This is a genomic window from Pseudactinotalea suaedae (assembly GCF_009733815.1).
Classification (GTDB): Bacteria; Actinomycetota; Actinomycetes; order Actinomycetales; family Beutenbergiaceae; genus Pseudactinotalea; species Pseudactinotalea suaedae.
Window position 1 is genome coordinate 128,730 of record NZ_WNXY01000005.1, and the last position, 20,275, is coordinate 149,004.

A 20,275-nucleotide genomic window follows, 5' to 3' on the forward strand; every position below is an offset into this window, starting at 1 on the left:
AGATGGCGATCGGTTCCCAGGAGCTTGCTGTCTCCGAGCTCGACGGCATGACGTCGGAGCTGCTGATGGCGGAGCTCAAGAAGACCAAGAACGAGCTGTTCAACCTGCGTTTCTCCTCTGCCACCGGGCAGCTGGAGGACCACGGCCGGCTCAAGGCGGTGCGCCGCGACATCGCGCGCATCTACACGATCCTGCGCGAGCGTGAGCTCGGCATCCGCACCGCGCCGACCGTGGACGCGAAGTGAGCGAGGACAACATGGCAAGCAACACTGTTGAGAGCACCGACAGCGTGGCCACGGCCTCGCAGCGGCCCGACCGCAAGGTCCGCCGCGGCTACGTCGTGAGCGACAAGATGGACAAGACGGTCGTCGTCGAGGTGCAGGACCGCGTCAAGCACGCCCTGTACGGCAAGGTGCTGCGCCGCAACTCGCGCGTCAAGGCGCACGACGAGGCCAACGAGGTCGGCGTCGGTGACCTCGTCCTGATCCAGGAGACCCGCCCGCTGTCCGCGACCAAGCGGTGGCGCGTCGTGGAGATCCTCGAGAAGGCCAAGTAAGCCCCGCGCGGGCCCATAGACCAACACCGTTCGGCAAGGCTCGTGCGAGAGCACGAGAACCGGCACGACAAGGAGTGAAGACATGATTCAGCAGGAGTCGCGACTCAAGGTCGCCGACAACACGGGTGCCAAGGAGATTCTCTGCATCCGTGTGCTCGGCGGCTCTGGCCGTCGCTACGCCGGCATCGGCGACACGATTGTCGCCACCGTCAAGGACGCAATCCCTGGCGGCAACGTCAAGAAGGGCGACGTCGTCAAGGCCGTCGTCGTGCGCACCAGCAAGGAGCGCCGCCGTCCCGACGGTTCCTACATCCGTTTCGACGAGAACGCAGCCGTCATCCTCAAGGCTGACGGCGAGCCGCGCGGCACGCGCATCTTCGGCCCCGTGGGCCGCGAGCTGCGCGACAAGCGGTTCATGCGCATCGTCTCGCTGGCACCGGAGGTGCTCTGAGCCATGGCCAAGATCAAGAAGGGCGACCTCGTCGTCGTCATCGCCGGCCGTGACAAGGGCCAGCAGGGCCGCGTCCTGGAGGTCCGCGAGGACAACCGTCTGGTCGTCGAGGGCGTGCAGCGCGTGAAGCGTCACACCAAGGTGGCGCAGAGCCAGCGCGGCACCCGCACCGGCGGCATCGAGACCGTCGAGGCCCCGATCCACGTCAGCAACGTCATGCTCGTCGACGCCGAGACCAAGCGCGGTACCCGGGTCGGCTACCGCTCCGAGCAGGTCGAGCGCGACGGTCGCACTAAGACCCAGCGGGTCCGTGTGGCCCGGCGCTCCGGTAAGGACATCTGATGACCACCACCGAGATCAACGAGACCGAGCGCGCGCCCAAGATCGCGCCGCGCCTGAAGTCGGTCTACCGCGAGACGATCGCTCCTGCCCTGCGGGAGGAGTTCGGTCACACCAACCCCCACCAGGTCGCCGGCCTCGTCAAGGTCGTCGTCAACATGGGTGTCGGTGACGCGGCTCGGGACTCGAAGCTGATCGAGGGCGCGGTTCGTGACCTCACGCTGATCAGCGGCCAAAAGCCCGTCGTCACCAAGGCGCGCAAGTCGATCGCGCAGTTCAAGCTCCGTGAGGGGCAGCCGATCGGCACGCACGTGACGCTGCGCGGCGACCACATGTGGGAGTTCCTGGACCGGCTGCTCAGCTTCGCGCTGCCCCGCATCCGTGACTTCCGCGGCCTGTCGCCCAAGCAGTTCGACGGCAACGGCAACTACACCTTCGGCCTCAACGAGCAGTCGATGTTCCACGAGATCGACCAGGACAGCATCGACCGGGTCCGCGGCATGGACATCACCGTCGTGACCACGGCCACCACCGACGACGAGGGCCGCTCGCTGCTCCGCCGTCTCGGCTTCCCCTTCAAGGAGAACTGACATGGCCAAGACCGCGCTGATCCAGAAGGCGAACCGCAAGCCCAAGTTCGGGGTGCGCGCCTACACCCGGTGCAACCGGTGCGGACGTCCGCACGCGGTGTACCGCAAGTTCGGCCTGTGCCGAGTGTGCCTGCGGGAGATGGCCCTTGCGGGCGAGCTCCCGGGCGTGACCAAGAGCAGCTGGTAAATCGACGTCGTAGGTCCGCGAAGGACACCGCGATGCGGTGCCGAGTGGAAACCCCGACGAGGAAGGGCTGAGGCCCGATGACAATGACAGACCCGATCGCCGACATGTTGACGCGCTTGCGCAACGCGAACTCGGCGTACCACGAGACGGTGTCGATGCCGTTCTCCAAGTTGAAGTCGCACATCGCGGAGATCCTCCAGGCGGAGGGCTACATCGCCTCCTGGACGGTCGCTGACGCCGAGGTGGGAAAGACGCTGACCCTGAACCTCAAGTTCGGGCCGAACCGTGAGCGCTCGCTCGCGGGGGTGCGGCGGATCTCCAAGCCCGGTCTGCGCGTGTACGCAAAGTCCACCAACCTGCCCAAGGTGCTCGGCGGCCTCGGCGTGGCGATCCTGTCCACGTCCTCCGGTCTGCTGACTGACCGGCAGGCGACCAAGAAGGGCGTGGGTGGGGAAGTCCTCGCCTACGTCTGGTAAGGGAGGCAGATATGTCGCGCATCGGCAAGATCCCGGTGACCGTGCCCTCCGGCGTGGACGTCACGATCGACGGCGCCGCCGTCACGGTCAAGGGCCCCAAGGGGACCCTGTCCCACACCATCCCCGCGCCCATCGTGGTCGACTTCGGAGACGAAGGCGCCCTGGTGGTGACGCGTCCGAACGACGAGCGGGAGTCCCGCTCGCTCCACGGTCTGACCCGCACGCTGCTGGCGAACCTCGTCACCGGCGTGACCGAGGGCTACGTGAAGAAGCTCGAGATCGTCGGTACCGGTTACCGCGTCGTCTCCAAGGGTGACTCCCTGGAGTTCGCGCTCGGTTTCTCGCACCCGGTCGTCGTCGCCGCCCCCGAGGGCATCTCCTTCACCGTGGAGAGCCCCACCAAGTTCTCCGTGGCCGGCATCGACAAGCAGCAGGTCGGTGAGGTCGCCGCGAACATCAGGAAGATCCGCAAGCCCGAGCCCTACAAGGGCAAGGGCGTGCGGTACGCGGGCGAGCAGGTCCGCCGCAAGGTCGGAAAGGCTGGTAAGTAGCCATGGCTGGTATCAAGGGCGTCCGTACCAACGGAGGACGTCGCACCGCGCGTGCGCGTCGACACCTGCGGCTGCGCAAGCGGATCACCGGCACGCCGGAGCGTCCCCGCTTGGTCGTCAACCGCAGCTCGCGCCACATGGTCGCGCAGCTGGTGGACGACACCACCGGCACGACGGTCGCATCGGCCTCGACCCTGGAGGCCGACATCCGTTCGGTCGAGGGTGTCAAGACCGACAAGGCACGCCGCGTCGGCGAGCTGGTCGCGGAGCGGGCCGTCAAGGCCGGCGTGACCGCCGCTGTCTTCGACCGGGGCGGCAACGCCTACCACGGTCGTGTGGCTGCTGTGGCCGACGGTGCTCGCGAGAAGGGCCTCGCCCTGTGAGCATCTCGAAGAACGTCAACGAGCAAAGGAACGCATGATGGCTGCTCCGCAGCGTGGAGGCCGCACCGGCGGCCCGAGCACCGGCACCGCCGGCGGCGGCGACCGCAACGAGCGCTCCGGCGACCGCAACGACCGGCGCGGCGGGCGTGGCGGCGACCGTCGTCGTGACGAGGCTCCGGCGAGCAACTACGTCGAGCGCGTCGTGACGATCAACCGCGTGTCCAAGGTCGTCAAGGGTGGTCGACGCTTCAGCTTCACGGCGCTGGTCGTCGTCGGCGACGGCGACGGCACGGTCGGCGTGGGCTACGGCAAGGCCAAGGAGGTGCCCGCGGCGATCGCCAAGGGTGTCGAGGAGGCCAAGAAGAACTTCTTCAAGGTGCCCCGTATCCAGAACACGATCCCGCACCCCGTCCTGGGTGAGGCAGCGGCCGGCGTGGTGTTCCTGCGCCCCGCCAGCCCCGGTACCGGAGTTATCGCCGGTGGCCCGGTGCGCGCCGTCCTGGACTGCGCCGGGATCCACGACGTGCTGAGCAAGTCGCTCGGCTCGACCAACGCGATCAACATCGTCCACGCCACCGCTCAGGCGCTCCGCAACCTGGAGCAGCCGGAGGCGGTCGCCGCTCGTCGTGGTCTCGCGCTGGAGGACGTCGCTCCGGCGGCGCTGCTCCGGGCGCAGGCCGCCGGCCGGGCGGCCAAGGCTGAGAAGGAGGCTGTGGCGTCATGACCCAGCTCAAGGTGACCCAGACGAAGTCGGGCATCGGCGGCAAGCAGAACCAGCGCGCCTCGCTGCGCTCGCTCGGTCTCAAGCGCGTCGGTCAGACTGTCGTGATCGAGGACCGTCCCGAGTTCCGTGGGATGGTCAACACGGTGGCGCACCTCGTCGCCGTCGAGGAAGTCGAGGACTGACATGGCTACCAAGGACACGTCCGAGGAGACCACCAAGAAGACCGCTGCGGCGCCGTCGGGTGGTGGGAGCTCTCTGAAGGTCCACCACCTGCGTCCTGCCCCCGGTGCCCACACCCGCAAGATCCGCGTGGGTCGCGGTGAGGGCGGCAAGCGGGGCAAGACCGCCGGTCGCGGTACCAAGGGCACGAAGGCTCGCTACCAGGTCCCCGCAGGTTTCGAGGGTGGTCAGACCCCCCTCCACATGCGGCTGCCGAAGCTGCGCGGGTTCAAGAACCCGTTCCGCGTCACGTTCCAGGTCGTGAACCTGGACAAGCTGAGCGAGCTCTACCCCGATGGCGGCACCGTCAGCGTCGAGGACCTCGTGTCCAAGGGTGCTGTGCGCGCCGGCCACAAGGTCAAGGTGCTCGGCACGGGTGACGTCAGCGTCAAGCTCGACGTCACCGCCGATGCGTTCTCGGCCTCGGCGAAGGACAAGATCGTCGCCGCTGGTGGGACCACCTCCCAGATCTGAGCCCGACGGCGGGGCGGCCTCCTCGAGGCCCCCCGCCGTTTCTCGGGTTAGGGTCGGTGCCGACCCCATCGCCACCCAGCCAAGTCCCGCTGCTGGGACCACGCCGCAGGAGGATCATTGCTCGGCGCATTCGTTCGCGCGTTCCGCACCCCGGACCTGCGCCGCAAGCTTCTGTTCTCGTTGGCGATCATGGCGATCTTCCGCGCGGGCTCGTTCATCCCGACGCCCGGCGTCGACTACGGGAACGTGCAGCAGTGCGTCGACCCGATCGGTACCGGTGCGACGCAGGACGTCCTGAGCCTCGTCAACCTCTTCTCCGGCGGCTCGCTGCTCCAGCTGAGCGTGTTCGCGCTGGGCATCATGCCGTACATCACGGCGAGCATCATCGTGCAGCTGCTGCGGGTGGTCATTCCCCGTTTCGAGGCGCTGCACAAGGAGGGCCAGTCCGGCACGGCCGTGCTGACGCAGTACACGAGGTACCTGACGATCGGCCTCGCCATCCTGCAGGCCACCACGATCGTCACGGTGGCGCGCACGGGTCAGCTGTTCCCGGACTGTGCCGTGGCCACCGAGGTCATCCCGAACCAGTCGATCCCGACGCTGCTCCTCATGATCATGACGATGACCGCGGGCACCGGTCTGATCATGTGGCTGGGTGAGCTCATCACCGAGCGTGGTGTCGGCAACGGCATGTCGCTGCTGATCTTCACCGCCATCGCGGCGAGCTTCCCGGGCGGCGTGCAGCAGATCGCGACGTCGAACAACGGCATCGGCAAGGTCATCCTGTTCCTGGCGATCTCGGCACTGGTGATCGTGCTGGTCGTCTTCGTGGAGCAGTCGCAGCGGCGCATCCCGGTGCAGTACGCCAAGCGGATGGTCGGGCGTCGCACCTACGGCGGCAGCTCCACCTACATCCCGATCAAGATCAACATGTCCGGCGTGATCCCGGTGATCTTCGCGTCCTCGCTGCTGGCGCTGCCGGCGCTGGCCGCGCAGTTCTCGGAGGACCAGACCACGGGCTGGGTGCAATGGATCGCGGTCAACCTGCTCGATCCGGGCGCCACGGTCTATCTGGCGGCGTACGGCATCCTGATCATCTTCTTCGCGTACTTCTACACCTCGATCACCTTCAACCCCGACGAGGTCGCGGACAACATGAAGCGCTACGGCGGCTTCATCCCCGGGATCCGGGCGGGGCGGCCGACGGCGGAGTACCTCCAGTTCGTGATCTCGCGGATCACCGCCGCCGGTGCGCTGTACCTGGCGTTCGTGGCGATGATCCCCTCGATCGCGTTCAAGTTCATGGAGGTCAACCAGGTGATGGCCTTCGGTGGCGCCTCGGTGCTCATCGTGGTCAGCGTCGGCCTCGAGACGGTGAAGCAGATCGACAGCCAGCTCCAGCAGCGGCACTACGAAGGGTTCTTGCGATGACGGCGTCGAGCGCCCGGCGGTTGGTCCTCATGGGGCCTCCCGGAGCAGGCAAGGGGACCCAGGCGTCGCGCCTGGCCGAGCACCTCGGCGTCCCGGCGATCTCCACGGGTGACATCTTCCGAGCCAACGTGGCCGAGCGGACCGAGCTGGGCCAGCAGGCGCAGCGGTACATGGACGCCGGCGAGTACGTGCCGGACGAGGTCACCAACGCGATGGTCGCCGACCGGCTGGCGGCCGATGACGCGACCGCCGGCTTCCTGCTCGACGGCTACCCGCGCACCGAGGCGCAGGTGGGGGAGCTGGACCGCATGCTCGAGGCCGCCGGCGTCTCGCTCGATGTCGTCGTCGAGCTCACCGCCGATGTCGACGAGCTGGTCAAGCGACTGCTGGGGCGCGCTGCCGAGCAGGGCCGCTCGGACGACACCGAGTCGGTGATCCGGCGCCGCCTCGAGGTCTACAGCGAGCAGACCGCCGCGCTGGTGGACGTCTACGACGCCCGCGGCATCCTCGTCCGGGTCGACGGGCTGGGGTCGGTCGACGACGTCGCTGCGCGCCTCCTGGACGCCCTGAGCTGACCCGTCCCGCACCCTGTGCGCCTCTCGCCCCTCCGGGGTGAGGGGCGCACGCTGCTTCTGGCCGCTCGGCTCCCACGGGGGTGAGAGGTGGGGGTGAGGGTGAGGGTGATGGTCACCCTCGGTCTTTCTGCTATCCATCCTCCCGTCACCTGGGGCCACGACTCCTGGCGTTGAGCCGCGCTGCTTTGATCTTCCTAGTCGGGGGGTATGGCCGAGAGCCAGGCCCCATTCAGTCGGGAAGTTGGGCGTCGGGGATGTCGGTCAGTAACGAGGCGATGCAGCGGTCCATGGACCGCGCTCTCGCAGCAGCAGGGAGCGTCGCATGACTGTGACGCACCGAGTCGAAGGTCGCGAGCTGACCTACGAGGCGGAGGCAGTGCTGGGCGCGAGCCGCGCCGCAGCCGCCCCCGCACGCCGGGCACTGGCCGGCTGGCGCGGACAGCGCCTCGTCTACCGCTGGGCAGCCGCCGCGCTGGACCTGCTGCTCGTCACCGGCTTCACCACGGTGGTCATGAGCGGCGCCGAGAGCTCGCCGACCAGCGCGCTGCTCCCGCTCGTGATCGGGATCGTCTTCGTCCTGGCCGTCGGGCTGGGACACGGCTACGACAGCCGCCGCGCCGCATCCGGGCTCGACGAGCTCCGGGCGATCGGCTACGGCGCCGTCGCACTGACGGTCTCGGTCCTCGCGGTCGACTTCGTCGGTCTGGCCGAGCTGCGGGTGGTGCCGGCACTGCTCGGCCTGGTCGCAACCGCCGCATCGGTGACTCTGGTCAGGCTGGCGCAGCGCTCGGTCGCACGGAGCCTGCGGGCCCGTGGGTTGTTCCGCCGGCGCACCCTGGTGCTCGGCGGCAGCACGGAGCTCAGCTCGGTGCTGCGCGACCTGCGGGACAGCGGCCGGCATGGTCTCGACGTCGTGGGCGTGTGCCTGCCTGCTGACGACATGAGCACCGGTGACCGCGTGGGAGGCATGCGTGTCTGGGGCAGCGTCAAGGACGCGGCCGAGCTGATCGCCGACAACGGGATCGACGCCGTGGTCATCTCCTCCAACGCCATGGACGTCGACGAGCTGCGCCGGTTCCGGTGGGCGATCGAGGCCTTCGAGACCGAGATCCTGGTCGCGCCGAACCTGAACGAGGTGCTGTCGGACCGGGTCTCGCTCCGTGCGGTCTCGGCCCTCCCGCTGCTCACGGTGACGAGCGGGCCCACCCGGCCGCAGCTGGTCGTCAAGAACGTGATGGATCGGACCCTCGCCTTCCTGATGCTCCTGGTCGCCGGTCCGATCATCGGTGTCGCCGCTGTGCTGGTGCGCGCCACGTCGCCGGGCAAGGCGATCTTCCGCCAGGTCCGGGTCGGCGTGGACGGTCGTCCGTTCACGATGCTCAAGCTCCGGTCGATGGTCGCCGATGCCGAGGTGCTCAAGGCAGACCTCGCGGACGAGGGCAACAAGGGTGACGGCGCGCAGTTCAAGATGGTTGCCGACCCGCGCATCACTCCGGTGGGTCGCGTGCTGCGCCGGTTCTCGATCGACGAGCTGCCTCAGCTGTGGAACGTGCTGCGGGGCGACATGTCGCTGGTCGGGCCGCGGCCGCCGCTGCCGAGCGAGGTCGCCACGTACGACGCGATGGCGGTGCACCGGCTGCACGTGAAGCCGGGCGTCACCGGCCTCTGGCAGGTGAGCGGCCGCTCCGACCTCAGCTGGGAGGAGTCGGTCCGCCTCGACCTGCGGTACGTCGACAACTTCTCGCTGCTGCGGGACCTGCAGATCCTGTCGAGGACCGTTCGCGCGGTCTTCGGAGCCCGCGGAGCCTACTGATGCGCAACCAGCTGCTCGCCCAGGGGAGGGGGCACGACGGCACCCCCCCGACGCCGTCGTGCCCCCGCCCGTGGGCGAGCCGCTTGGATCACGCCCTTGCTCGACCGAATCTCGAAGGATCACCATGACTGTCGGTTACGTCCCAGGCGGCTTCGACCTGTTCCACATCGGCCACCTCAACATCCTCCGTGCGGCACGCGAGCGCTGCGACCGCCTGATCGTGGGGGTGGCCACGGACGAGTCGCTGATGGCCATGAAGGGCCGGGCGCCGGTCATCCCCTTCGAGGAGCGTCTCGACATCGTCGCCAGCCTCCGGATCGTCGACCAGGCGGTCCCGGACCGGTCGCAGGACAAGCGAGCTGCTTACCGGGAGAACCCCTTCGACGTCATCTTCAAGGGCGACGACTGGAAGGACACCGTGAAGGGTGTCCTGCTGGAGCAGGAGATGAGCGAGGTCGGCGCACGCGTCGTCTACTTCCCCTACACCGAGCGGACCTCGTCCAGCACGTTGCGTGCCTTCATGTACGCGACGCTGGGCGAATCCGCCTGAGTGAACGGCCCGGCCGCAGTCGCGGCCATCCGTGCGACGCCGAGCGACAACGGCGCGGACAACCCCTTCTTCACAGTCAAGGTGGACTGAAACTCGAATCGAGGCGTCATGCGTAACCGAATCGTTGGCTTGCTGGGAGTCCTGGCAATGTCGCTTGGGCTGCTGGTGACGCTTCCTGCGACCCCCGCGTCTGCGCTGTCGCCAGACCTGCCGTTCAGTGCGGATGCCGAGGCGACGTGGCAGACCAACGGTGTCGTGTGGGGGATGGCTGAGTCGAACGGCCGCGTGGTCGTCGGCGGCTCGTTCACCCAGATCAGGCCCGGTGCCGGTCAGTCCGGCACGGCGCGGAACGTCGCCGGCGTGGCGATCCTCGACGCCGCCACCGGGACTCCCACGACCTGTCAGCTCCCGCTCACCTACAGCGCCGGCACTGCGATCGCCTACGCGGTCGCGGCGTCGCCGGATGGTGACACCGTCTTCGTCGGCGGGGTGTTCACAGGCATCGGTGGCGTGTCCCGGGCTCGACTCGCTGAGATCGACGTCGTCTCCTGCACGGTGACAGCGTTCCGTGCGCCGTCGATCTCCTCGACCGTCCAGTCGATCGCCGTCGCGGACGACGCGGTCTACATCGGCGGGCGGTTCCAGACCATCGGCGGCCAGCAGCGTCGCAGCTTCGCCAAGCTCAACCGGGCCGGTGCGCTCCAGCCGTTCGTCGCCAACGCCTACGGCGCCACCCAGGACGCGTACTCGCAGACGGTCGTCCCGGACAAGAACGCGCAGGGCACCGCCATGGTGCTGTCCCCCGAGGGAGATCGCCTGGTCATCGGCGGCGACTTCTTCACCGTGAACGGCACCGCGACGCACAGCTTCGCGGTCGTGGACACCGATGACGGCTCGCTCGTCCGGGGATGGCCCGCCAACACCGTCGGCAACACCTCCCGCACCAAGACGCTGGTCTCCGACGGCGTGCGCTTCTACGTCGGCAACGAGGGCTACAACGGGTTCGACGGCAGCATCGCCTACAACTGGAGCGACTACTCGCAGGCGTGGCGGGACAACTGCGCCGGCGCGACCCAGGCGATGCTCGTGCACGACGACGTGATCTTCAAGGCGCACCACTACCACGACTGCGGCGCGATGGGGATGTTCCCGGACGGTCGCCGCATCTATCTCACGGCTTCGCTCGCAGACGACCCGACGCAGTGGCAGCTCGGGTGGTTGCCCGAGCTGAACGACGGCATCGGGGAGCACCTCGGACCGCGTGCGCTCGAGGTGGCCACCGGGTCGAACGGTCAGGAGTACCTCTGGGTCTCCGGCGAGTTCACCCGCGTGAACGGTGCCAACCAGCAGAGCCTGACCAGGTTCAGCGGCAACGACACGGGCGCGCCTCCGACTCCGTCGGCAGCCGCACGCGTGGTCGAGGCCGGTTCGATCCAGGTCAACATCCTCTCGGTCTACGACCGGGATGACTCGGACATCACGTACGCCGTCTATCGCAACGGCGGCGCTGCCCCGATCTGGACCGGCGTGGGGAAGTCCCAGCACTGGTATCGCAACCAGCTCACCTTCGTCGACACGAACGTGACGCCTGGGACCACCTACAGCTATCGCGTTCGGGCGATCGATGCCGCCGGCAACCAGAGCGGCCTCTCGGGAACGGTCAGTGCGACCGCGTCTGCGACCGGGTCCGCGTACGCCGCCGCCGTGCTGGCTGACGATCCCCGGCTGTTCTACCGCTACGACGACGTCAACAACAGCACCTGGGTCATCGACAGCTCCGGCGAGACCGTCGTCGGGTTGAACGGGATCGCGGAGAACGGGGTGAGCCGAACGGCCGCCGGCGCCATCGCGGGCGACCCGAGCCGCAGCGCCACGTTCAACGACACCCCGCCCGACGGCGGCTACAGCCAGTACATCTGGAACGACCTCATCGAGAACGGGCCTACCCAGTACAGCATCGAGACCTGGTTCCGGACCACGTCGACGACCGGTGGCGCGCTCGTCAACTACGGGTCCTACCAGGGGAGGCCGCGCAGCGACAACGGTGATGACCGGACCAGCAACACGGTCGATCGCGTGGTCTACATGGAGAGCACGACCGGCCGGCTCAGGTTCGGAGTCCGCTCCGGACCGGTTCAGACCCTCCGGACCGACGCCGCCTACAACGACGGCCAGTGGCACCACGTCGTCGCGACCCAGGGGCCGGAGGGCATGCGACTGTACGTCGACGGTGCCGTCGTCGGTCAGAACGCCGTGACCGGCAACCAGACCTACCGGGGCACGTGGCACGTCGGTGGTGACAACATCGGCTCCTACCCCAACACCGGTTTCCAGGCGGCGCAGCGCTACTTCGACGGGCAGCTGGACGAGACCGCGGTCTACTACCACCCGCTCACGGCCGAGGACGTGAGCCAGCACTTCACCGCAGCAGCTCCCGACACGACGGCTCCGTCCGTGCCCGGTGTGCCGGAGGCGACGGTGGACGCGGATGATGTCGCGCTGTCGTGGTCAGCGTCCTCCGATGCGGTGGGCGTGACGGGGTACGCGGTGTACCGCGGCACCACGGCGGACTTCACGGCGAACGCCTCGTCGCGGATCGCTCAGGTGACGGGGACCTCGTACACCGATGAGGCCCGTCCGGCGGGTACCTGGTTCTACAAGGTGACCGCGGTGGACGCTGCGGGCAACGTCAGCGGCGCCTCCGCTGCGGGCTCGGCCACGGTCGAGGCTCCTGCTCCGGACACGACGGCTCCGTCGGTGCCAGGTGTGCCAACCGCGTCGGTGGATGACGCTGATGTGGCGCTGTCCTGGTCTGCCTCCTCGGACGCGGTGGGCGTGACGGGGTACGCGGTGTACCGCGGCACCACGGCAGGGTTCACGGCGAACGCGTCGTCGCGGATCGCCGAGGTGACGGGGACCTCGTACACCGATGAGGCTCGCCCGGCGGGTACCTGGTTCTACAAGGTGACGGCGGTCGACGCCGCGGGCAACGTCAGCGGCGCCTCCGGTGCGGGTTCGGCCACGGTGGAGGCTCCGGCCGGTGAACCCGTGGTGCAGACCGTCGGGGCGAGCGCGGACACCATGGTCGCGGCCGTGAGTCCGGGGACCGTGTACGGCACCTCGACTCAGCTCTCGGCTCGCGGACAGACTGCCATCTGGTCGTTCCTGCGGTTCGAGCTGCCGGAGGCACCTGCGGGGTACGCGCTCTCTGGAGCGACCTTGCAGCTGGTCACCTCCACCGACCCGACGGCGACATCGGCGGATGCACATCAGGTGCACCTCGTCGATCAGCCGTGGTCGGAGGCGACGAACTGGAACACGAGGCCGACCGGAGTCGCCTCCGGGGTGCTGGGTGTCCTGACCGGTGCGTCCGCGCTGAGCACCGCTTACACGGTGTCGTTGTCGACGGCCGAGCTGGCGTCCGCGGCGGGTGACTCGGTCACCCTCCGGCTGTCGAGCGCAACCGGCACGGACAACATCCGAGTCCTGTCACGCGAGACGGCTACCACCTCGCGTCGCCCGAGCCTCACCTTGACCTACAGCCCGCTCGGTGGTCCTGACGCCACCGCTCCGTCGGTACCTGCCGGTGTTGCGGCGTCGCTGAGCGGTGCGGACGTCTCGCTGTCGTGGTCGGCGTCCTCGGACGACGTCGGCGTCACGGGCTATGCGGTGTACCGGGGCACCACGGCGGGCTTCGCGGCCAACGCGTCCTCGCTCATCGGTGAGGTCACGGGTACGTCGTTCGTGGACGAGGCACGACCGGAGGGCACCTGGTACTACCGGGTGACGGCGGCCGATGCGGCGGGCAACGTCAGCGGAGCCTCGGGTGCGGCGTCGGTGACGGTCACCGCACCGGAGACGCCGGACACGACGGCTCCGTCGGTGCCGGGTGGTGTCGTGGCCTCGGTCGACGGCGCGAACGTCGCGCTGACCTGGTCGGCCTCGACGGACGACGTCGGCGTCACGGGGTACGCCGTCTACCGCGGCACGACGGCGGCGTTCACCGCCGACGCGTCGTCCCGGATCGGTCAGATCACGAGCACCTCCTACAACGACCCCAGCCGTCCGGAGGGCACCTGGTACTACCGCGTGAGCGCCACGGATGCGGCAGGAAACGTCAGTGGAGCCTCAGCCGGGGTCGCGGCGGTCGTGGCCGGCCCGGTCGGCGAACCCGTGGTGCAGACGGTCGTCACCGATGCGGACACCATGGTCGCCGCGGTGAACCCCGCGAACGTCTACGGGTCATCGACGCAGATCTCCGCACGCAGCAACACGGCGATCTGGTCGTTCCTCAGGTTCCAGCTCCCGGCCGCCCCCGAGGGCTACGTGCTCTCGTCGGCGTCGTTGCGGCTGGTGACTTCGAGCGACCCGACTGCGACCTCCGGCGACGCCCACCAGGTGCACCTGGTCGATCAGCCGTGGTCGGAGGCGACGACCACGTGGGCCAACAGGCCGACCGAGGTGGCCTCGGGCGTGCTCGGTCAACTGACTGGGGCCTCGGCCCTGGTGACCGCGTACACGGTGTCGTTGTCCACGGCGGAGCTGGCAGCTCTCGCCGGTGGACCTGCCACGCTCCGGCTCTCCAGCGAGACCGGCACGGACAACGTCCGGCTGCTGGCGCGGGAGACCGGGAGCGCCGGGAGCCGACCCTCGCTGACGCTCACCTACGTGGAGGAGTGATCCACCCGTGACGACGACAGGGCGCTGGTCATGTGCGTGTGCACATGACCAGCGCCCTGCTCGCGTCCTCAGCGGCCTCGCCGTGCAGCCGTTACCAGCTGCTGGCCGCCCAGTACTGCAGGTCCTGCACGTAGGGCCGAGCGACGACCTCGTGGGGCGACACGAGGGCGGCCACCTCGGCGCCGCCACGGTCGACGGTCACCGAGGCGGTCCCGAGCTCGAGCGGGACCGTGTGGGCAGAGACACCAGCAGGTGCCTCGAACCGCGTCACGGTGCCTCCGACGGTCACCTCGACCGTCGCCGGCGCGGTGAGCCAGACGAGCGCTTCCACGGTGTCACGCGGGGCGGTGGAGGTCCCGCCGAGCGTGGGCGCGCCCATGAGGTTGTGCGAGAACGACGGCCGGGCGTCGACGAACTGCGTGCGGTGGGTCAGCACCACCTCATCGCTCGTGATGGCCGGCGGCGAACCCGTGTGGTACCACGACACGTAGTAGCGCATCAGGTCGAGGAACGCGGTGCCGTGCGCCATCGAGGGGGCTACCTGGGTCGACTCGCTGTAGTCGTTCCACGTCACGATCTGCACGTAGTCGGCACCCTGCGTGATCGCCCGCTCCCACTGTGCTCGGACACCTGCGGTGTTCGAGGCCTCGGCCCAGCGCGCGTCCTTGTAGCGGATGTCCTGAACCGCTACCGGCTCCATCCACGTACGGTCGAGCGCAGCGGCGCGCGCGGCGTAGTCGGGGCGCGTCAGCGCACCGTGCTCGGTCCGGGTGCCCCAGTTGCTGAATCCGTCAGCGATCGGGGCGAACGAGCGCATGTTGGCGTCACTGGCGTCCAGGAAGAGGGCCTGGAAGGTGATCGGCAGGCCGTGCTTGCTCTCGAGCGAGGCGATGACCTGCTTCCACCAGCTCACCGGCTTGCCCTCGGCCTTGAAGGACGACAGGAGATACTCGCCGTCCTCCTCCTGGTAGGCGGAGTCGTACTCGTAGAGCTGGCTGAGCAGAGCCGCTACCGACTCCGGCGAACCGTCGGAGAAGGTTGCAGTGGCGTCCACCATGGGCACGACGTAGAAGTCTCCGACCTGGTCCGCTGCTTCCATCACCTGAAGAGCGGCGGTCCAGTTCCTGCCCGAGCTGCTCAGCAGGTCCAGGGTCCAGCCGTCGATGCCGGCCGACTGCGCCTGCTCGATCTCGGTGACGAAGTTCGCCACCTCCCAGTCACCCTTGGAAGCACCAGGAGACAGCGGGCGGTCCCGCAGCAGGCCACCCCACTCGGCGAACTTGCCGTTCTCACCGGAGGGGTCGAGGTAGTTGCGCGCGTAGTAGTCCGAGTCGGCAGGCTTGTTGTCCAACGAGAGCGGGTACGGCGTGAAGTAGTGCGCGAACACCAGGGGACCCCCGTCGGGACGGGGCGCCGGCTCCGGCTCGCTGGGGGCGCCAGGCGCGGGCGCAGGCTCCGGCTCCGGTTCGCCGGGGGTGACCGGCTCGGGGTCGGGCTGAGTGGGCGTCACAGGAGCCGGCTCGGGCTCGGTCGGAACCACCGGCTCCGGCTCGGGCTCAGGTGTCGGCGCGGGCACGGAGGGCGTGACGGGCGCTGGGGCCGCCGCCGGCGTGAGCGAGAGCTCCAGGCGCGGTGCATCGGCGCCGTGGCGCTCCAGCAGCAGCCTGATGTAGCGCTGCACGAACTCCAGACGAAGTCCGAACGTGCCGTCGGTCGAGATCGCCTCGACGTCGACCGGGATCCTCAGCTCTGCACCGGGTTGCGGTGCGGGGCTGGGCTCAGAGACGGCCGGCCCCGTGCGCTCGGGCTGATTCGATCGGGTGAGGGTCGAGGAGCTCCAGTCGGCGGAGGTCGGGTAGACGACGACGCCCGGCTGGGTGGCGGTCGTCGAGCGAACGCGCAGGACCAGGGTCGCGGAGGTGACGGCATGACCTTCGAGGGACTGACCGTCGAACTTCAGGTAGGTCCGGTCCTGACCGGCTGTGACGCTGAGGCCGTTGATCCGCTGGGGCGTGTCGGGTGCCCGGCTCGTCGTCCAGCCGGCATCGGCCGCTCTCAGGGTGGCGCTCGGGGCGTCCGCGGCGGCGGTCGTCGCGGTGACCGCGGTCCTGGCTGCGGGTGTGGAGGCCTGCGCAGCCGAGAAGGTCGACACGACGAGGGCTGCCACAAGAGTGCAGACCAGCGTGACGATCCTGCTGGGCAACGACCGGGAGAGGGCGGCGTACCGGGTGGTCGTCGCTCGGTGGGCTGGGGGCCTCGGGGGCGCAGGAGGGTGCGTCCGGATGGGGCTCACAAGGGGGCTCGCATTCTGTCGAGTTGATGCGTGCGCCGTCCCCGCGCGGCAATCCATCATCTGTCGATGAAAGGCCGACTATATAACGAATCAGTAACGTGTGGAAGCAGCGTTCGGCGATGTCTCATCCGCCGCCGATGGCGCACGCGCGCTCAGGGTTGCGCTCGCCGTGCGCGACGCTCCCACACGCCGCCGATCAGCACCGACAACGCGACTGCCGCGGCGAAACCCCATGCCGCTCCGGTTGTCGAGATCATGACCGCCAGCAGCAGCGGGAGCACCAGTGTCAACGCGGCGAGCGTGCCTCGCATCGCCGTCGACGCCGTGTGGCGGGCGCGTGCGCGAAAGTGCGCGAGCAGCACGGTGTACGCGATCATCGCGACGCCTTGAACCGCGTACGGCCACCGCAGCTCCGCGGCTGCGGTCCAGGTCTCCCCGAGGACCAGGACACCCCAGGAGTCGGGAAGGAGCAGCACCGCTGCACCCCACCCGACGCCGAGCGCCCCGAGGATCAGGGTCGTCTCGCGCAGACGCGCCCGGTACCGCCGCGGCTCCTCGGCGCGGACCAGCTCGGGAACGACGGCGATCCGGACGGCGTTGAACGCTGTGTTGAGCGGCGAGAAGAGCAGCGACGCCCCGCGGAGGGCGGCGACACCCGCCACACCGATCGGCCCGGTCAGCACGAACCACACGACGGTGTTGGAGAGGTTGAGGCTGGCGTACTCACCCGAGAACCGGATCGCGATGTCACGGTTCTGTGCCAGCCATCGGACGCCGTGTACGGGCCGAGCCACCAGGCGAGCTCGGATCAGGGCCACCGTTGCCGCGACCCCGCCGCCGAGGACCCAGACCGCCACCAGGAGCCACGCATCGGCGTCGGTGGTGACGAGCCACACCATGACGGGCACCGCAGCGAGGACCCAGACGACGTCCGAGACCAAGGCGTCCCCGGAGCGCTTGCGAGCGATCAGCACGTAGCGCGCGATGTCCTGCGCGAAGATGATCGGACCCGCGGCCAGGAGCGCGATCCACACGCGGACGTCCCCACCGGCGACGACACCACAGACGCCGAGCACCAGTGCCGCGAGAGCGCCGACGCTCACCGACACGCCCGCTGCCGCGTCGTCGACCCCGCGCGGCCGCGTCCCGACGCCCGAGAACCGCACCAGCAGCACCTCGCCCACGAGCGAGCGCTGGAAGCCGAGGAAGAACAGCAGGACCACGTATCCGAGGCTGAACCGCCCGAACTCCTCCGGCGTGGTCACGTTGGCGACGAGCGTGACCAGTGCGAAGTTGGAGAGGCTGGAGACGACCTGGTCGAGGATCGTGACGTAACGAGAGTGGGCGAAGCCCCGCATCACGATGTCGCGGCGCGCGCGGCGGCGTCCTCGCGCCGCAGCGTGCGATACCACTTCGTCAGCAGCATGGTGGTGGTGCCGAGCTTGGCCAGCGTGGCCAGCGCGTAGACGACCACGAAGACGCCCGTGAACGGCACGAGCAGATACATCCAGCAGATCACGCCGTAGTCGACGGGAAGCATCAGCGCGGACCGCAGCCGGGATCGGCCGGTGACCGTGGTGCTGGCCGCCGTCGTCGTCAGCTTCTCGAAGAGGCCGCCCGCGAAGAACGTCGCGGACGCCGCCACCACGAAGAGTGTGCAGAGCGCGAACGCGAGGGGCGGCTCCACCACATCGGTGCGCAGCAGGTACGCCAGTGTGGCGATGTGCAGCAGCACGATCCGGATGCCGTCGATCACGTGGTCGAGCCACTCACCCGAGGCTGAGCCGCCCCCGCGCAGCCGAGCCAGCTGGCCGTCAGCGGAGTCGAAGAAGAACCCGATGACGAGACCGAGACCCACCAGGAAGCCCCAGGCCGCGCCGTCGGCCCAGAGGAACAGCGCGAGGATGCCGGCGAACGTCAGCGCGGCGCCGATCATGGTGAGGTGGTTGGGCGTGGTCCCGCGGGGTGCGGCTGCCGCGATGACGCGACCGACGGGGCGGTTCACCGCGAGCGTGTAGAGCGGGACCCCGGTCTTGCGCTTCTGCGCGTCTCTCAGGTGCCGGAAGCGATCTCCGAACGTGCCCAGCGCGGCGTCCGTCATTCAGCCAGTCCTCCACTCTCGGTGCCGGGCCGGTCTCCGAGAGCCCTGCCGGAATAGTAGTGCTCCAGGAGATCGCCGACGTGCCCCACTGAGAAGGCTGACTCGATGGCGCGACGTCCACGCCGACCGAGCGCTCGGCGCTCCTCGTCGTCGGCCAGCAGCGTCCCGAGCGTCGTGGCCAGGGCGGCACCGTCGTCGCCGCCGGGTGCTTCGGGGAAGGCGGCGACGGCGTCACCCAGACGGTCGGCGATGTGACAGGTCGCGGAGATGACGGTGGGCGTCCCGGTCGACAGGGACTCGAGCACCGACATGGGGAACGGTTCCTGAAGGCTCGGCAGGACGTAGAGGTCCGCGCGCGCGATGCGGTCACGACCCGTGCCGGGCGGCACCGATCCCTCGTAGCGCACGCGCTCGCCCAGGCCCCACGCGGTGATCAGGCGCGTGAGCTCGGGCAGGTCGCCCTCGTCCGGCCCGACCACCACGAAGTCGGCGTCGACGCCCTCCGACAGCAGGCGGCGCGCCGCAGCCGCGAACAGGAGCACGCGCTTGCGTGGCTGCAGGCGCGCAAGGAAGAGCACCTCCGGGCGGGCGCGATCCTCGCGGGGCGCCACCTCGGGGAGCGAGACACCGTTGGGCAGGTCGAGGATCCGCGTACGCGGCTCGACCGCGAGCAGACGTTCGCGGTCGACATCCGTCAACGAGAACGTGCCCGCGGCGGCGGCCAGCGTCGGGCGGACGACGAGATCGCTCACCCGCCCCTGCGGTCGCCGGTCGGGCTTGACCATGCCGTGCGGCTGCAGGAACAGGAGCGGCTTGTCGGCCCCGCGCAACGCGTACGCCACCGGCGTGGTGATGAGGTCACGCGCGAGATGCACGTGCACGACGTCGAAGTCCCCGCGGCGGCGGAGCAGCTGGCGCCGAAGGCCGGGCGCCACCAGGCCGCTGAATCCCATCGGCAGGAGCTGTCGCGTCTCGAACAGGTGCACGTCGACGCCGGGCAGCTCCAGGGACACCTGTCCGTCCCACCCTGCGAAGACCTCGACCCGGTGGCCGCGGCGAGCCAGCTCCGTCGTCTGCTCCGAGAGCACGGCCACAGGTCCACCGAAGGCTCCGTCGGCGCTGATGTAGGTGAGGACGTGCGCGATCCTCATTCGTCGTCGGTTTCGAATCGCTGGCCGACGACGATCGCGGCCGGCGAGGAGACGATGGCGTTGGCCGGGATCTTGCCCCGCACGACCGTCAGGGGCGAGATCACGGCTGACCGGCCGATGTGCGCACCACCCAGCACCACGCACCTCGACGTGAGCCACACGCCGTCCTCGATGACGATGGGGTTCGTCACCAGTGCCATGTCGGTCCGGAACGCGTGAGCACCCGTCGTGAGATACGTCTCCTGGGACACCGACACGTCGCTGCCGATCGTGATGCGGTCCCGGTTGTGGAACCAGACCCCGTCACCGATCCAGCACCGGTCACCGATCTCGAGGTTCCAGGGAGACTTCACGCGCAGCCGTGGCCGCATGATGACGCCGCGACCGATCTTCGCCCCGTAGCGCCGCAACGCCCACACGCGCAGACGCGAGCTGATCTGCAGGCGGTTGGACACCAGGAGCAGCTCGACCAGGGACCAGCTGAAGGTCACCCACGCCGGTCTCCGGAGCGGCTCGGGCGCGCCCGGTGCCTGGGAGAGATCGATGACCCGGATCGCTGGCATGCTCCTTTGTACCGTGGTGGTACCTCGGACGCTAGCGGGCGCGCTCGGCCACCTGTTGGTCCGGTCTCCGAGCAGGACGGCCGGCCGGCGCGTGATTCGCAGGGAGGCCCGATAGGCTGCGCCCTGCAGGGACACAGGTTCTTCGTGCGTGCGGACTCGTAGGAGCGC

General features: G+C 69.1%; 22 protein-coding genes. 17 read left to right on the forward strand and 5 right to left on the reverse strand.

Features of this window, described 5'->3' with window-relative positions; genetic code table 11:
- The first annotated feature begins 2 nt into the window (after positions 1 to 2).
- The 17 genes from rpmC to GPA04_RS10595 all read left to right on the forward strand — a co-directional run bounded on the left by rpmC (position 3) and on the right by GPA04_RS10595 (position 13,999).
- Positions 3 to 245 (forward strand): 50S ribosomal protein L29, encoded by a 243-nt coding sequence (rpmC, locus tag GPA04_RS10515; protein ID WP_156224039.1) that lies wholly within the window; start codon positions 3 to 5, stop codon positions 243 to 245.
- Positions 246 to 256: 11 nt separating this feature from the next.
- Positions 257 to 556, forward strand: coding sequence for a 30S ribosomal protein S17 (gene rpsQ / locus GPA04_RS10520; protein WP_156224040.1), 300 nt, complete (start codon positions 257 to 259; stop codon positions 554 to 556).
- Between the two features lie 82 nt (positions 557 to 638).
- On the forward strand, positions 639 to 1,007 hold the full coding sequence (gene rplN, locus GPA04_RS10525) for a 50S ribosomal protein L14 (RefSeq protein WP_156224041.1): 369 nt from the start codon (positions 639 to 641) through the stop codon (positions 1,005 to 1,007).
- A gap of 3 nt (positions 1,008 to 1,010) precedes the next feature.
- Positions 1,011 to 1,349, forward strand: coding sequence for a 50S ribosomal protein L24 (rplX, locus tag GPA04_RS10530; protein WP_156224042.1), 339 nt, complete (start codon positions 1,011 to 1,013; stop codon positions 1,347 to 1,349).
- A complete protein-coding gene (gene rplE, locus GPA04_RS10535; RefSeq protein ID WP_156224043.1) occupies positions 1,349 to 1,936 on the forward strand; it encodes a 50S ribosomal protein L5 in 588 nt (195 codons plus the stop codon). The genes rplX and rplE overlap by 1 nt, the downstream gene beginning before the upstream one ends.
- 1 nt (position 1,937) lies before the next feature.
- On the forward strand, positions 1,938 to 2,123 hold the full coding sequence (locus GPA04_RS10540; protein WP_156224044.1) for a type Z 30S ribosomal protein S14: 186 nt from the start codon (positions 1,938 to 1,940) through the stop codon (positions 2,121 to 2,123).
- Positions 2,124 to 2,200: 77 nt separating this feature from the next.
- Positions 2,201 to 2,599, forward strand: coding sequence for a 30S ribosomal protein S8 (gene rpsH, locus GPA04_RS10545; RefSeq protein ID WP_156224045.1), 399 nt, complete (start codon positions 2,201 to 2,203; stop codon positions 2,597 to 2,599).
- Between the two features lie 11 nt (positions 2,600 to 2,610).
- Positions 2,611 to 3,150, forward strand: coding sequence for a 50S ribosomal protein L6 (gene rplF / locus GPA04_RS10550; protein ID WP_156224046.1), 540 nt, complete (start codon positions 2,611 to 2,613; stop codon positions 3,148 to 3,150).
- 2 nt (positions 3,151 to 3,152) lie between these two features.
- The gene (gene rplR / locus GPA04_RS10555; protein WP_156224047.1) at positions 3,153 to 3,533 is read left to right on the forward strand and encodes a 50S ribosomal protein L18; all 381 of its coding nucleotides are present in this window, start codon (positions 3,153 to 3,155) and stop codon (positions 3,531 to 3,533) included.
- Positions 3,534 to 3,570: 37 nt separating this feature from the next.
- On the forward strand, positions 3,571 to 4,257 hold the full coding sequence (rpsE, locus tag GPA04_RS10560; protein WP_156224048.1) for a 30S ribosomal protein S5: 687 nt from the start codon (positions 3,571 to 3,573) through the stop codon (positions 4,255 to 4,257).
- Positions 4,254 to 4,439: a 50S ribosomal protein L30 gene (gene rpmD / locus GPA04_RS10565; protein ID WP_156224049.1), complete on the forward strand. Its 186-nt coding sequence runs from the start codon at positions 4,254 to 4,256 to the stop codon at positions 4,437 to 4,439. The genes rpsE and rpmD overlap by 4 nt, the downstream gene beginning before the upstream one ends.
- Position 4,440: 1 nt before the next feature.
- Entirely contained in the window at positions 4,441 to 4,950 is a 510-nt protein-coding gene (rplO, locus tag GPA04_RS10570; protein ID WP_156224050.1) for a 50S ribosomal protein L15, read from the forward strand.
- 117 nt (positions 4,951 to 5,067) lie between these two features.
- Positions 5,068 to 6,381 (forward strand): preprotein translocase subunit SecY, encoded by a 1,314-nt coding sequence (gene secY / locus GPA04_RS10575; RefSeq protein WP_156224051.1) that lies wholly within the window; start codon positions 5,068 to 5,070, stop codon positions 6,379 to 6,381.
- Entirely contained in the window at positions 6,378 to 6,956 is a 579-nt protein-coding gene (locus GPA04_RS10580; protein ID WP_156224052.1) for an adenylate kinase, read from the forward strand. Before secY ends, GPA04_RS10580 begins: the two co-directional genes overlap by 4 nt.
- A gap of 322 nt (positions 6,957 to 7,278) precedes the next feature.
- Positions 7,279 to 8,769 (forward strand): sugar transferase, encoded by a 1,491-nt coding sequence (locus tag GPA04_RS10585; protein WP_156224053.1) that lies wholly within the window; start codon positions 7,279 to 7,281, stop codon positions 8,767 to 8,769.
- 124 nt (positions 8,770 to 8,893) lie between these two features.
- A complete protein-coding gene (locus GPA04_RS10590; RefSeq protein WP_156224054.1) occupies positions 8,894 to 9,319 on the forward strand; it encodes an FAD synthase family protein in 426 nt (141 codons plus the stop codon).
- A 264-nt stretch (positions 9,320 to 9,583) separates the two neighbouring features.
- Positions 9,584 to 13,999, forward strand: a complete 4,416-nt coding sequence (locus GPA04_RS10595) for a DNRLRE domain-containing protein (RefSeq protein WP_162458584.1) — start codon at positions 9,584 to 9,586, stop codon at positions 13,997 to 13,999.
- A 91-nt stretch (positions 14,000 to 14,090) separates the two neighbouring features.
- On the opposite strand, the gene GPA04_RS21435 is transcribed toward GPA04_RS10595, so the two are convergent.
- The 5 genes from GPA04_RS21435 to GPA04_RS10620 form a co-directional block, all read right to left on the reverse strand.
- A complete protein-coding gene (locus GPA04_RS21435; RefSeq protein WP_206674191.1) occupies positions 14,091 to 16,151 on the reverse strand; it encodes a glycoside hydrolase family 71 protein in 2,061 nt (686 codons plus the stop codon).
- A gap of 293 nt (positions 16,152 to 16,444) precedes the next feature.
- A complete protein-coding gene (locus GPA04_RS10605) occupies positions 16,445 to 17,704 on the reverse strand; it encodes an MATE family efflux transporter (RefSeq protein ID WP_162458586.1) in 1,260 nt (419 codons plus the stop codon).
- A complete protein-coding gene (locus GPA04_RS10610) occupies positions 17,650 to 18,393 on the reverse strand; it encodes a CDP-alcohol phosphatidyltransferase family protein (RefSeq protein ID WP_156224058.1) in 744 nt (247 codons plus the stop codon). The genes GPA04_RS10605 and GPA04_RS10610 overlap by 55 nt, the downstream gene beginning before the upstream one ends.
- A complete protein-coding gene (locus GPA04_RS10615) occupies positions 18,390 to 19,544 on the reverse strand; it encodes a glycosyltransferase (protein ID WP_156224059.1) in 1,155 nt (384 codons plus the stop codon). Before GPA04_RS10615 ends, GPA04_RS10610 begins: the two co-directional genes overlap by 4 nt.
- A complete protein-coding gene (locus GPA04_RS10620) occupies positions 19,541 to 20,107 on the reverse strand; it encodes an LbetaH domain-containing protein (protein ID WP_156224060.1) in 567 nt (188 codons plus the stop codon). Before GPA04_RS10620 ends, GPA04_RS10615 begins: the two co-directional genes overlap by 4 nt.
- Positions 20,108 to 20,275 lie beyond the last annotated feature (168 nt).